At 62.2% G+C, this 16,340-nt stretch carries 1 protein-coding gene; it reads left to right on the plus strand.

Annotated features, from left to right (window positions below; genetic code table 11):
• Positions 1-16,192, plus strand: a 16,192-nt coding sequence (locus BK665_RS26150; RefSeq protein WP_311198555.1) for an immunoglobulin-like domain-containing protein, incomplete at its 5' end; no start/stop codon positions are given.
• Between the last annotated feature and the right edge of the window lie 148 nt (positions 16,193-16,340).

The raw sequence follows: 16,340 nt of genomic DNA on the forward strand, positions 1-16,340 counted from the left end.
CATCACCATCGAAGCCGGCAAGACCACCGGCAGCGTGGACGTTCCGACGCCAGCCAATGACGTTTATCAGAACGGCAGCACCGTCACGACCACGATCACCGGCGCAACCGGCGGCAACTTCGAAAACCTGGTGCCGAACCCGGCGCCAGCAGTTACAACCATTACCGATTCGATCGACACCACCACCGTCACCCTGACCGCGGGCAACACCGTCACCGAAGGCGGCGTGATTACCTACACCGCGACCCTGACCAATGCGGCGCAGACGCCAGTCACGGTCACCCTGTCCAACGGTTCGACCATCACCATCGAAGCCGGCAAGACCACCGGCAGCGTGGACGTTCCGACGCCAGCCAATGACGTCTATCAGAACGGCAGCACCGTCACGACCACGATCACCGGCACCACCGGCGGCAACTTCGAACAGTTGACCCCGAACCCGACGCCGGCCGTGACGACCATTACCGATTCGGTCGACACCACCACCGTCACCCTGACCGCGGGCAACACCGTCACCGAAGGCGGCGTCATTACCTACACCGCGACCTTGACCAACCCGGCGCAGACGCCAGTCACGGTCACCCTGTCCAACGGCTCAACCATCACCATCGAAGCCGGCAAAACCACCGGCAGCGTGGACGTTCCGACGCCAGCCAATGACGTTTATCAGAACGGCAGCACCGTCACGACCACGATCACCGGCACAACCGGCGGCAACTTCGAACAGTTGACCCCGAACCCGACGCCGGCCGTGACGACCATTACCGATTCGGTCGACACCACCACCGTCACCCTGACAGCGGGCAACACCGTCACCGAAGGCGGCGTCATTACTTACACCGCGACCCTGACCAATGCGGCGCAGACGCCAGTCACCGTCACCTTGTCCAACGGTTCGACCATCACCATCGAAGCCGGTAAAACCACCGGCAGCGTGGACGTTCCGACGCCAGCCAATGACGTTTATCAGAACGGCAGCACCGTCACGACCACGATCACCGGCACAACCGGCGGCAACTTCGAAAACCTGGTGCCGAACCCGGCACCAGCAGTTACAACCATTACCGATTCGATCGACAACACCGGCCTGAGCCTCACCGCTACCGGCACCGTGGTCGAAGGTGGCCAGATCACCTACACCGCGACCCTGACCAACCCGGCCGGCACGCCGATGACCGTGACCTTGAGCAATGGCTCGGTCATTACCATCGAAGCGGGCAAAACCACCGGCAGCGTCATCGTCGATACCCCGGCGAACGACGTCTACAACAACGGCAGCACCGTCAGCACCACGATCACGGGCACCACTGGCGGTAATTTCGAGCAACTGACCCCAAGCACCGAACCGGCGCTGACCACCATCACCGACTCGAAAGACACCACGACCCTCAGCCTGAGCGCGACCGAGTCCGTAGCTGAAGGCGGTTCAATCGTTTACACCGCTAACCTGACCAACGCCGCTGGCACGCCAGTGACCGTCACCCTGAGCAACGGCGCGGTAATCACCATCGCCGCCGGCGCCACCAGCGGTTCCGTGACCGTCGCCGCCCCGGCCGATGACGTTTATAAAGACGCCGGTAAAGTCGAAGTCACCGTAAAAGACGCCACCGGGGGCAACTTCGAAAACCTGGCCACTGACCCGGCGCCTGCGGTAACCAACGTCACCGACACCATCGACACGTCAACCGTGACCCTGACCGCGACTTCGACCGTTGCTGAAGGCGGCACCGTGGTTTACACCGCGTCGGTCGGCGCTCCAGTCACCGGCGCCCCGGTTATCGTGACCCTGGCCAACGGTCAGACCATCACCATCGACATCGGCAAAAGCTCCGGCACCGTCAACGCTGTTGCGCCGAACGACGTGCTCAATGGCCACGAGCCGCTGACCAACTCGATCACCAATGTGAGCGGTGGCAACTACGAAAACCTGGTTGCTGACAAAACTCCGGTCAGCACCACCGTTACCGACACTCCGGACACCACGACCCTCAGCCTGAGCGCGACTGACTCGGTAGCTGAAGGTGGCTCGATCGTTTACACCGCCAACCTGACCAACGCCGCTGGCACTCCGGTGACCGTGACCCTGAGCAACGGCGCGGTGATCACCATCGCCGCCGGCGCCACCAGCGGTTCCGTGACCGTCGCCGCCCCGGCCGATGACGTCTATAAAGACGCCGGCAAAGTCGAAGTGACCGTCAAGGATGCAGCAGGCGGCAACTTCGAAAATCTGGTCACCAATCCAGCGCCAGCGGTGACCGACGTAACAGATACCGTCGACACCTCGACCGTCAACCTGACGGCCACCAGCACCGTGGCTGAAGGCGGCACTGTCGTTTACACCGCTTCTGTTTCTGCACCGGTCACTGGCGAACCCGTGGTTGTCACCCTGTCCAACGGCCAGACCATCACCATCCCGGTCGGCGCGAGCAGCGGTTCCGTAAACTTTGTAGCGCCTAACGATGCGTTGGCGGGCGGCGGTTCTCTGAGCGTCAAGATCGACGACGCCAAGGGCGGCAACTACGAGAAGCTGGACGTTGACGGTAAACCGGCTGAAACCTCGGTTACCGACACCCCAGACACCACGAACCTCAGCCTGAGCGCGACTGACTCCGTGGCTGAAGGTGGCCAGATCACTTACACCGCGACCCTGACCAATGCGGCCGGCACTCCGGTGACCGTGACCTTGTCGAACGGCGCCGTGATCACCATCGAGGCTGGCAAAACCACTGGCACCGTCACCGTCGCCGCCCCGGCCGATGACGTCTACAAGGACGCCGGTAAAGTCGAAGCAACCATTTCCAACACCACCGGTGGCAACTTCGAGAACCTGGTGCCAAGCACCGTTCCAGCGGTGACCAACGTCGCCGACACCATCGACACCTCGACCGTCAAACTGACCGCCACCGACAGCGTGGCCGAAGGTGGCACTGTCGTGTACACCGCATCGGTTGGCGCTCCAGTAACTGGCGCCCCGGTCGTCGTGACCCTGGCCAATGGTCAGACGATCACCATCGACATTGGCAAAACCAGCGGCACCGTCAACGCCGTCGCGCCAAATGATGCGCTGACCGGCCACGAGCCGCTGACCAACTCGATCACCAATGTGAGCGGTGGCAACTACGAAAACCTGGTCGCTGACAAAACACCTGTCAGCACCACCGTTACCGACACGCCGGACACCACGACCCTCAGCCTGAGCGCGACGGACTCCGTGGCCGAAGGTGGTTCGATTGTCTACACCGCCAGTCTGACCAACGCCGCTGGCACTCCAGTGACCGTGACCCTGAGCAACGGCGCCGTCATCACCATCGCCGCCGGTGCCACCAGCGGTTCCGTGACCGTCGATGCACCGAAAGACGACGTCTACAAAGACGCCGGCAAAGTCGAAACGACCATTAAAGATGCCACCGGTGGCAATTTCGAAAACCTGGTTAACGACCCGGCGCCAGCGGTGACCAAAGTCACCGACACCATCGATACCAGCACTGTTTCGCTGACCGCGACGTCGACCGTTGCCGAGGGTGGCACCGTCGTTTACACCGCATCCGTCAGCGCGCCAGTCACCGATTCGCCTGTCGTCGTCACCCTGTCCAATGGCCAGACCATCACCATCCCGGTTGGCGCGAGCAGCGGCAGCGTGAATTTCGTTGCGCCGAACGATGCCTTGGCGGGCGGCGGCTCCCTGAGCGTCAAGATTGACGACGCCAAGGGCGGCAATTACGAGAAACTGGACGTCGACGGCAAACCGGCTGACACCTCAGTCACCGACACACCAGACACCACGACCCTCAGCCTGAGCGCGACTGACTCGGTCGCTGAAGGCGGTTCGATTGTCTACACCGCGACCCTGACTAATGCCGCCGGCACTCCGGTGACCGTGACCCTGAGCAACGGCGCCGTGATCACCATCGCTGCCGGCGCCACCAGCGGCAACGTCACCGTCGCGGCCCCAGCCGATGACGTCTATAAAGACGCTGGCAAAGTTGAAGTCACCGTCAAAGATGCCACCGGTGGCAACTTCGAAAACCTGGCCACTGACCCGGCTGCAGCGGTGACCAACGTCACCGACACAATCGACACTTCGACTGTCACCCTGACCGCCACCAGCAGCGTGGCTGAAGGCGGCACGGTGGTTTACACCGCTTCCGTCGGCGCTCCAGTAACCGGCGCGCCGGTTATCGTGAGCCTGGCCAACGGTCAGACCATCACCATCGACATCGGCAAAAGCAGCGGCACCGTCAATGCGGTTGCCCCGAACGACGCGCTGACCGGTCATGCCCCCCTGAGCAACTCGATCACCAATGTCAGCGGCGGCAACTACGAAAACCTGGTGGCTGACAAAACACCGGTCAGCACCACCGTGACCGATACCGCCGACACCACCAACCTGTCGCTGACCGCGACCGGCGCCGTGGACGAAGGCGGCCAGATCACTTACACCGCGACATTGACCAATGCAGCCGGCACGCCAGTGACCGTCACCCTGAGCAACGGCGCCGTGATCACCATCGACGCCGGTAAAACCACCGGCACCGTGACCGTCGATGCACCGAAAGACGACGTCTACAAAGACGCCGGCACCGTTGAAGCGACCATCAAAGGCGCAACCGGTGGCAATTTCGAGAACCTGGTCAGCAGCGACACCCCGGCGGTCACCACCGTCAATGACACCATCGACACCAGCACCGTATCGCTGACCGCCACCGCGAACGTCGCCGAAGGCGAAACCGTGGTCTACACCGCGTCCGTCACCGCTCCAGTGACCGGCGCACCGGTTGTGGTGACCCTGTCCAACGGTCAGACCATCACCATCCCGGTGGGCGAAACCAGCGGTAGCGTGAATTTCATCGCGCCAAACAGCCCGTTGGCGGGCGGCACGTCCCTGAGCGTGAAGATCGACGGCGCCACCGGCGGCAACTACGAAAAACTGGAAGTGGACGGCAAGCCTGCGGACACAGCCGTCAGCGATACGCCTGACACCACCACCCTGAGCCTGAGCGCGACCGATACCGTGGCCGAGGGCGGCTCGATCGTCTACACCGCCACCCTGACTAACGCTGCCGGCACTCCGGTGACCGTGACCCTGAGCAACGGCGCGGTTATTCTCATCGCCGCTGGCGCCACCAGTGGTTCCGTGACCGTCGCGGCCCCGGCCGATGACGTCTACAAAGATGCCGGCAAAGTCGAAGCGACCATCAAGGACGCCAGCGGCGGCAACTTTGAAACCCTGGCCACCAATCCGACGGCAGCCGTGACCAATGTCACCGACACCATCGACACCTCGACGGTCAACCTGACCGCGACCTCGACCGTGGCCGAAGGCGGCACCGTGGTTTACACCGCGTCCGTCACCGCGCCGGTGACCGGTGCGCCTGTCGTCGTCACCCTGTCCAACGGCCAGACCATCACCATCCCGGTCGGCGCGAGCAGCGGCAGCGTCAACTTCGTTGCGCCGAACGATGCGTTGGCGGGCGGCGGCTCCCTGAGCGTCAAAATTGACGATGCCAAGGGCGGTAACTACGAGAAACTGGACGTCGACGGCAAACCGGCTGAAACATCGGTAACTGATACGCCAGACACCACGACCCTGAGCCTGAGCGCGACTGATTCCGTGGCTGAAGGTGGTCAGATCACCTACACCGCGACGTTGACTAACGCTGCCGGCACTCCGGTGACCGTGACTTTGTCGAACGGCGCTGTCATTACCATTGAAGCGGGTAAAACCACTGGCACCGTAACCGTCGCGGCTCCGGCTGATGACGTGTACAAGGACGCCGGCAAAGTTGAAGCGACAATTTCCACCGCTACCGGTGGCAATTTCGAGAACCTGGTGCCGAGCACGGTTCCAGCGGTGACTAATGTCACCGATACCATCGACACTTCGACCGTCAAACTGACCGCGACCGATAGCGTGGCCGAAGGCGGCACTGTGGTTTACACCGCCACAGTCGGCCAGCCAGTCACCGGTTCCCCAGTTGTTGTGACCCTGGCCAACGGCCAGACGATCACCATCGACATCGGTAAAACCAGCGGCACCGTCAACGCTGTCGCACCGAACGATGCGCTGACCGGTCACGAGCCATTGATCAACTCGATCAAGGACGTGAGCGGCGGTAACTACGAAAATCTGGTGGCCGACAAGTCGCCGGTTTCGACCACCGTCACTGACACCGCTGACACCACCAACCTGTCGCTGAGCGCGTCCGATTCCGTGGCTGAAGGTGGCCAGATCACCTACACCGCGACGTTGACTAACGCAGCGGGTACTCCGGTCACCGTGACGCTGTCGAATGGCGCTGTCATCACCATCGACGCTGGCAAAACCACTGGCACTGTAACCGTCGCGGCTCCGGCTGATGACGTGTACAAGGACGCCGGCAAAGTTGAAGCGACAATTTCCACCGCTACCGGTGGCAATTTCGAGAACCTGGTGCCGAGCACGGTTCCAGCGGTGACTAATGTCACCGATACCATCGACACTTCGACCGTCAAACTGACGGCCACCGATAGCGTCGCTGAAGGCGGCACCGTGGTTTACACCGCCACAGTCGGCCAGCCAGTCACTGGTTCGCCAGTTGTTGTGACCCTGGCCAACGGCCAGACGATCACCATCGACATCGGTAAAACCAGCGGCACCGTCAACGCTGTCGCACCGAACGATGCGCTGACCGGTCACGAGCCGCTGATCAACTCGATCACCAATGTGAGCGGTGGCAACTACGAAAACCTGGTGGCTGACAAAACTCCGGTCAGCACCACCGTTACCGACACCCCGGACACCACGACCCTAAGCCTGAGCGCGACTGACTCGGTAGCTGAAGGTGGCTCAATCGTTTACACCGCCAACCTGACCAACGCCGCTGGCACGCCAGTGAACGTCACCCTGAGCAACGGCGCGGTGATCACCATCGCTGCCGGCGCCACCAGCGGTTCTGTCACCGTCGCGGCCCCGGCCGATGACGTTTATAAAGACGCCGGTAAAGTCGAAGTCACCGTAAAAGAAGCCACCGGCGGCAACTTCGAAAACCTGGCCACTGACCCGACGCCTGCGGTGACTAATGTCGCCGACACCATCGACACTTCGACCGTCAAACTGACGGCCACCGATAGCGTCGCTGAAGGCGGCACCGTGGTTTACACCGCCACAGTCGGCCAGCCAGTCACTGGTTCGCCAGTGGTTGTGACCCTGGCCAACGGTCAGACGATCACCATCGACATCGGCAAAACCAGCGGCACCGTCAACGCCGTTGCGCCGAACGATGCGCTGACCGGCCACGAGCCGCTGAGCAACTCGATCAAGGACGTGAGCGGCGGTAACTACGAAAACCTCGTAGCGGACAAAACGCCGGTCAGCACCACCGTCACCGACACGCCGGACACCACCACTGTCAGCCTGAGCGCGACTGACTCCGTGGCTGAAGGCGGTTCGATTGTCTACACCGCGACCCTGACCAACGCTGCCGGCACTCCGGTCTCCGTAACCCTGAGCAACGGCGCCGTCATCCTCATCGCGGCTGGCGCCACCAGCGGTAACGTAACCGTCGCTGCTCCAGCCGATGACGTCTACAAAGACGCCGGCAAAGTCGAAGCCACGATCAAGGACGCTACTGGCGGCAACTTCGAAAACCTGGTCAAAGACCCATCGGCTGCCGTGACCAGCGTCACCGACACCATCGACACCAGCACCGTGTCGCTGACCGCCACGTCGACCGTTGCTGAAGGCGGCACCGTCGTCTACACCGCGTCCGTGAGCGCACCAGTGACCGGCGCCCCGGTCGTCGTGACCCTGTCCAACGGCCAGACCATTACCATCGACATCGGCAAAAGCAGCGGCACGGTCAATTTCGTCGCGCCGAACGATGCCCTGGCTGGCGGCGGCTCGCTGAGCACCACCATCAAGGACGCGACCGGCGGCAATTACGAAAAACTGGACGTCAACGGCGACCCGGCGAAGACCACCGTCACTGACACGGTGGATAACACCAATCTGTCGCTGACGGCGACCGACACCGTAGCTGAAGGCGGCCAGATCACTTACACCGCGACCCTGACCAATGCGGCCGGCACGCCTGTGACCGTCACGCTGAGCAACGGCGCCGTCATCACCATCGAGGCCGGCAAAACCACCGGCACTGTGACCGTCGCGGCTCCGGCTGATGACGTCTATAAAGACGCTGGCAAGGTTGAAGTCACTGTCAAAGATGCCACCGGTGGCAACTTCGAGAACCTGGTGCCGAGCACGGTTCCAGCGGTGACTAATGTCACCGATACCATCGATACTTCTACCGTTACCCTGAAGGCTGATGCTTCTGCGGCTGAAGGCGGCACGGTCACCTATACCGCAACCGTTGGCCAGCCAGTCACCGGTTCGCCAGTTGTCGTAACCCTGGCTAACGGCCAGAACATCACCATCGACATCGGCAAGACCACCGGCTCCGTGACCACCCTCGCGCCAAATGACGCGTTGACCGGTCATGCGCCGCTGACCAACTCGATCACCAACGTAACCGGCGGCAACTACGAAAACCTGGTGGCCGATAAGACGCCGGTCAGCACCACCGTGACCGATACCGTCGACACCACCAACCTGTCGTTGAGCGCCACTGGCTCGGTAGCAGAAGGTGGCCAGATCACCTACACCGCGACATTGACCAACGCCGCTGGTTCGCCAGTGACCGTGACTCTGAGCAACGGCTCGGTGATCACCATTGACGCCGGTAAAACCACTGGCACCGTGACCATCCCGGCCCCGGCTGATGACGTCTATAAAGACGCTGGCAAAGTCGAAGCGACGATTTCCACTGCAACCGGTGGCAACTTCGAAAGCCTGGTGCCAAGCACTGTTCCAGCCGTGACCAATGTCACCGACACCATCGACACCTCGACCGTCAAACTGACCGCCACCGGCACCGCGGCTGAAGGTGGCACCGTCACCTACACCGCGACTGTCGGCCAGCCAGTCACTGGCAGCCCGGTCACCGTGTCGTTGGCCAACGGCCAGACGATCACCATCGACATCGGCAAAACCACCGGCACCGTAACCGCTGTCGCGCCGAACGACGTGCTCACCGGTCATGCACCATTGACCAACTCGATCACCAACGTGACCGGCGGCAACTACGAAAACCTGGTTGCCGATAAGACGCCGGTTTCGACGACCGTCACCGACACCGTCGATACCACCAACCTGTCGCTGAGTGCTACCAACTCGGTGGCCGAGGGTGGTCAGATCACCTACACCGCGACCCTGACCAACGCGGCCGGTTCGCCTGTGACGGTGACCCTGAGCAATGGCTCGGTGATCACCATCGACGCTGGCAAAACCACCGGCACCGTGACCATCCCGGCTCCGGCTGATGACGTGTACAAAGATGCTGGCAAAGTCGAAGCGACGATTTCCACTGCCACCGGCGGCAACTTCGAGAGCCTGGTGCCAAGCACTGTTCCAGCGGTCACGAACGTCACGGACACCATCGACACTTCCACCGTCAAACTGAGCGCGACCGGCACAGCGGCCGAAGGTGGCACCGTCACCTACACCGCCACCGTCGGCCAGCCAGTAACCGGCAGCCCAGTCACCGTATCGTTGGCCAACGGCCAGACGATCACCATCGACATCGGCAAAACCACCGGCACCGTAACCGCTGTCGCGCCGAACGATGTGTTGACCGGTCATGCACCATTGACCAACTCGATCACTAACGTAACCGGCGGCAACTACGAGAACCTCGTAGCCGACAAAACCCCGGTCAGCACCACCGTGACCGACACCGTCGACACTACCAACCTGTCGTTGAGCGCCACTGGCTCGGTAGCAGAAGGTGGCCAGATCACCTACACCGCGACATTGACCAATGCGGCCGGATCGCCAGTGACCGTGACGCTCAGCAACGGCTCGGTGATCACTATCGACGCTGGCAAAACCACCGGCACCGTGACCATCCCGGCTCCGGCTGATGACGTCTACAAAGACGCTGGCAAAGTCGAAGCGACGATTTCCACTGCAACCGGTGGCAACTTCGAAAGCCTGGTGCCAAGCACGGTTCCAGCCGTGACCAACGTCACCGACACCATCGACACCTCGACGGTCAAACTGACCGCAACCGGCACAGCTGCTGAAGGTGGCACCGTCACCTACACTGCGACTGTCGGCCAGCCAGTCACTGGCAGCCCGGTCACCGTGTCGTTGGCCAACGGCCAGACGATCACCATCGACATCGGCAAAACCACCGGAACCGTGACCGCTGTCGCGCCGAACGATGTGCTGACTGGTCACGCGCCGCTGACCAACTCGATCACCAACGTCACTGGCGGCAACTACGAAAACCTCGTGGCCGATAAAACGCCGGTCAGCACCACCGTGACCGACACGGTTGACACCACTAACCTGTCCTTGAGCGCAACTGGCTCGGTCGCAGAGGGTGGCTCCATCGTCTACACCGCGACATTGACCAACGCTGCCGGCTCTCCGGTCACTGTGACCTTGTCGAACGGTGCGGTGATTACCATCGCCGCCGGCGCTACCAGCGGCAACGTAACCGTCGCCGCTCCAGCCGATGACGTCTACAAAGACGCGGGCACCGTTCAGGCCACGATCAAAACCGCTACCGGTGGCAACTTCGAAAGCCTGGTGCCGAGCACTGCTCCGGCCGTGACCAACGTCACCGACACCATCGACACCTCGACCGTCAAACTGACCGCGACCGGCACCGCTGCTGAAGGTGGAACGGTCACCTACACCGCGACCGTCGGCCAGCCAGTCACTGGCAGCCCGGTCACCGTGTCGTTGGCCAATGGTCAGACGATCACCATCGATATCGGTAAAACCACCGGCACCGTCACTACCCTCGCGCCGAACGATGTGCTCACTGGTCATGCGCCATTGACCAACTCGATCACCAACGTCACTGGCGGTAACTACGAGAACCTCGTTGCCGACAAAACCCCGGTCAGCACCACCGTGACCGACACCGTCGACACCACCAACCTGTCGTTGAGCGCCACTGGCTCGGTAGCAGAAGGTGGCCAGATCACCTACACCGCGACATTGACCAACGCCGCTGGTTCGCCAGTGACCGTGACTCTGAGCAACGGCTCGGTGATCACCATTGACGCCGGTAAAACCACTGGCACCGTGACCATCCCGGCCCCGGCTGATGACGTCTATAAAGACGCTGGCAAAGTCGAAGCGACGATTTCCACTGCAACCGGTGGCAACTTCGAAAGCCTGGTGCCAAGCACTGTTCCAGCCGTGACCAATGTCACCGACACCATCGACACCTCGACGGTCAAACTGAGCGCAACCGGCACCGCGGCTGAAGGTGGCACCGTCACCTACACCGCGACCGTCGGCCAGCCAGTAACCGGCAGCCCGGTCACCGTGTCGTTGGCCAATGGTCAGACGATCACCATCGACATCGGCAAGACCACCGGAACCGTGACCGCTGTCGCGCCGAACGATGTGTTGACCGGTCATGCACCATTGACCAACTCGATCACCAACGTGACCGGCGGCAACTACGAGAATCTCGTAGCCGACAAAACCCCGGTCAGCACCACCGTGACCGACACCGTCGACACCACCAACCTGTCGCTGAGTGCTACCAACTCGGTGGCCGAGGGTGGCCAGATCACTTACACCGCCACGCTGACCAACGCCGCTGGCTCGCCAGTGACCGTAACCTTGTCGAACGGCGCGGTGATTACCATCGCCGCCGGCGCTACCAGCGGCAACGTAACCGTCGCTGCTCCAGCCGATGACGTCTACAAAGACGCCGGCACCGTTCAGGCAACCATCAAGACCGCGACGGGTGGCAACTTCGAAAGCCTGGTGCCAAGCACTGCTCCGGCCGTGACCAACGTCACCGACACCATCGACACCTCGACCGTCAAACTGACCGCGACCAACACCGCTGCCGAAGGTGGCACCGTCACCTACACCGCGACCGTCGGCCAGCCAGTAACCGGCAGCCCAGTCACCGTTTCGTTGGCCAATGGTCAGACGATCACCATCGACATCGGCAAGACCACCGGCACCGTCACCACCCTCGCGCCGAACGACGTGCTCACCGGCCACGCACCATTGACCAACTCGATCACCAACGTGACCGGCGGCAACTACGAGAACCTCGTAGCCGACAAAACCCCGGTCAGCACTACCGTGACCGACACCGTCGACACCACTAACCTGTCGTTGAGCGCCACCGGTTCTGTAGCGGAAGGTGGCCAGATCACCTACACCGCGACCCTGACCAACGCCGCTGGCACGCCAGTGACCGTAACCCTGAGCAACGGTTCGGTAATCACCATCGACGCGGGCAAAACCACGGGCACCGTGACCATCCCGGCTCCGGCTGATGACGTCTACAAAGACGCGGGCACCGTTCAGGCGACGATCACCAACGCCACCGGCGGCGGCTTCGAGAACCTGGCCACCAACACCGCACCAGCCGTGACCAACGTCACCGACACCATCGACACCACCCAAGTCAGCATCACCGGCAGCACTTCGGTGACTGAAGGCCAGACCGCCAGCTACACCGTCAGCCTGACGCACCCGGCGCAAACCGATGTGACGCTGAAAATCGTCTACAGCGGCACCGCCGCCGACGGTTCGGACTTCACCGGTGTTTACACCGTGAAGATCCCGGCCGGCGCCAGCAGCGCCAGCTTCAACGTGGCGACCATTGACGACAAGATCACCGAAGGCACCGAGAACTTCGTGGTCAAGATCGACTCGGCCACGGGCGGCAACTTCGAGAACCTGGCGATCAGCACCACCAATGGCAGCGTCAGCACCTCGATCATCGACAACGATGCGCCGCCGGTCATCGACCTGGATGCCAACAATTCCAGCGGCGCCACCGGTGCCAACTACAACGTGACCTTCACCGAAAACACCCCGGGCGCGGGTGTGTCGATTGCCGACACCGACCTGAAGATCACCGACCCGGACAGCACCATGCTGACCGGCGCCACTGTTGTACTGACCAACCGTCAGGACGGCGATGCGCTGAACCTGGGCAACAGCGTCAACGGCATCACCATAAATGCCAACAGCACCAACGGCACCGTCACGCTGACCCTGTCGGGTAACGCGACGCTGGCCGACTACATGCAGGCGATCAAGAACATCAGCTTCACCAACAACAGCGAAGACCCGAGCACCGTACCGCGGATCATCACCGTGACCGTGACCGATGGCGGCAACTACTCCAACGTCGCGACCACCACCGTCAACGTGGTGGCCGTGAACGACGCGCCGACCGCTGCACCGGTTAACGTCACCGGCACCGAAGACACCCCGCTGATCCTCGGCTGGTCGACCTTCGGCGTCAGCGATGTCGACAGCCCGGCCGCCAATCTGGGCGTGAAAATCACCGGCCTGCCGGGCGAAGGCAAGTTGCAGTACCTGAACGGTTCGACCTGGACCGACGTCACCAACAACCAGACCTTCACCAAGGCTGACATCGACGCCGGCAAGCTGCGCTTCACCCCGGACGCCAACGAATCCGGCACCAACGGCTACGGCGGCACCGGCGTGGGCAACAACCAGGCGGATTACGCGCAGATCAAGTTCCAGCCAACCGATGGTCAACTGCTGGGCAACACCGGCACGGTGAAAATCGACATCACACCAGTGGCCGATGCACCGTCCCTGACCATTGCGGACAACAGCGTCAAATCCACCGGGCTGATCAAGGAAGTGTGGACCGGTCTGTCGGGCCTTGGCACCGACGGCAGCGGCGCGCCGACAGGCACGCTCAAGTCGGTGATCGACGCGGCAGGCACGCCGAACTCCAGCACCAACGTGACCAACGTGCAGTCCGACGGCAGCGTCGCGGCAGGTACAGCCTCGAAAACATCCGGCCTGATTTACCTCGAAGCCGGCAAGACCTACACCTTCAGCGGTTCGGGCGATGACAGCCTTTTGGTGACCGTCGGCGGCAAGAACGTTGCGTCGGCCCTGTGGGGCGCGGGCGGCAACTTGAGCGGTTCGATCACCCCGACCGCCAGCGGTTACTACACCCTGGACATCTACCACCACAACCAGAGTGGCCCGGGCAGCTATGACGTCAACCTGTCGGTCAACGGCGCAACCCCGGTCGACCTGAGCAGCACCGGCGTGCCGCTGTACACCGGCGTGGCCGATCTCGCCGCGTCCGGCGTGACTGTCTCCGACCTGCACGGCACCAACGGTGAGGGTTACTACGACGGCTACAAACTCAACACCGGTTTCGAAGGCACCAGCGTTCACTTGTCCGCGATCAACACGGCCCTGACCGACACCGACGGCTCCGAAAGCCTGAGCGTGAAAATCGGCGGCATCCCGGCGGGCTCCGTGCTCACCGATGGCGCCGGTCACACCTTCACCGCCACCGCGACTTCCAGCGAAGCCAACGTCACTGGCTGGAACCTCGGCACCCTGACCGTGACCCCGCCGACCTACTACAACGGCCAGTTCAACCTGACCGTGACCTCGACCTCCACCGAGGCCTTGGGCGGTTCGGCGATCACCACGGCGCAGATCCCGGTCACCGTTTACCCGGCGACGTACAACGCGATCACCGCCACCGCAGCCAGTGACACCATCAGTGGCACCGACGGCAACGACATCATGATCGCCGACATCGGCGGCCTGACCGTGGTGCCGGGCACCAACTACAACATCGCCTTCATGGTCGACAGTTCGGGCAGCATGAGCGCGTCGTCGATCAGCGCCGCCAAGGACTCGCTGACGTCGGTGTTCAACACCCTCAAGCAGAGCATGGGCGGCAACTCGGGCACCGTGAACATCTTCCTGGTGGACTTCGATACCCAGGTCAACAAGTCGGTGTCGGTCAACCTGAACGACCCGAACGCGCTGGCCTCGCTCAAGGCAGTCCTGGACTCGATGTCGTCCGGCGGCGGCACCAACTACGAGGACGTGTTCAAGACCACGGCCAACTGGTTCCAGAGCACGGATGCGGTGGCCAACACCGGGGCGAAGAACCTCACGTACTTCATCACCGACGGCAAGCCGACCTACTACCAGAGCGGCGAGCAGACCAACCCGAACCTGTACGGCAGCGTCAAACTGGACAGCGTGATTAACACCACCAATTACCAGTTGGGCAAAGCCGTCAGCCTGGTCCCGGACTCCACTCACCAGATCGACATTAGCGCTTCGGGTGCGGTGACGGTCTGGACCAAGTCCGGCGGCAATTGGTCGTACACGACCCCGGGCACGTTGCACGCCCAGGGCGATGGCACCTACGAGTTGTCGGCCCTGGCGGGCAGCGGCAGCAGCACCACGTCGACTACCACCGACAACGCCAACAGCGCCTTTGCGCTGCTGGGCAACCTGTCGAACGTCGAAGCCATCGGCCTGAACAGCGACGTAACGCTCAGCGACCTCAAACCATACGACTCGGACAAAACGCCGCAAACCAACATCAACCCGAACGACTTGGCCAACTCGATCATCGGTCACACCGAAGCGACGCTGCCAGGTTCCGACACGGTCAGCGGCGGTAACGGCAATGACATCCTGTTCGGCGACCTGGTGAGCTTCAACGGCATCGCCGGCGAGGGCTACCAGGCCATGCAGGCGTTCGTCGCCCAGCAGACCGGCGTGGACGTCAGCAAAGTCACCACCAGCAACGTGCACCAGTTCATCACCGAGCACTACACAGCGTTCGACGTGTCCGGCGCCCACGACGGCAACGACACTCTGCTGGGTGGCGCAGGCAATGACATCCTGTTCGGCTCCGGCGGTAATGACACGCTCGATGGCGGCAAGGGCAATGACATCCTGCTCGGTGGCACCGGTAACGACACGCTGATGGGCGGTTCGGGCAACGACATCCTGATTGGCGGCTCGGGTGCCGACACCTTTGTGTGGAAGGCGGGCGATACCGGCAGCGACGTGATCAAGGACTTCAAAGCCAGCGAAGGTGACCGCATCGACCTGCGCGATTTGTTGCAGGGCGAAACCGGCAGCACCATCGACAACTTCCTGAAGATCACCACCGTCGATGGCGTGTCTTCGTTGCAGGTCAGCTCCGCCGGCAAGTTCAACTCGGCGGATACCGCCGCGGCAACGCCGGATGTGACGATCAAACTGGAAGGCAACAACTGGTCCACCGCCAACCTTCACTCGTTGATTGCCGGCAGTGACCCGACCATCAAAGTCGACCACAACAACAGCTGATCCAACGTAAAACGGCCGCCCTTATGGGGCGGCCGTCACGTTTGCGCTTATGTCACCGGTGACGATTTCGTCTCCGCACCGCATACTCGCCACCAGTTGGCCTATGCTGCTGACAGCATGACGCTGGTCCATTTCTGAGGGATGCTCA

Origin of the sequence: Pseudomonas frederiksbergensis (genome assembly GCF_003732665.1) — a bacterium.
Classification (GTDB): domain Bacteria; phylum Pseudomonadota; class Gammaproteobacteria; order Pseudomonadales; family Pseudomonadaceae; genus Aquipseudomonas; species Aquipseudomonas frederiksbergensis_G.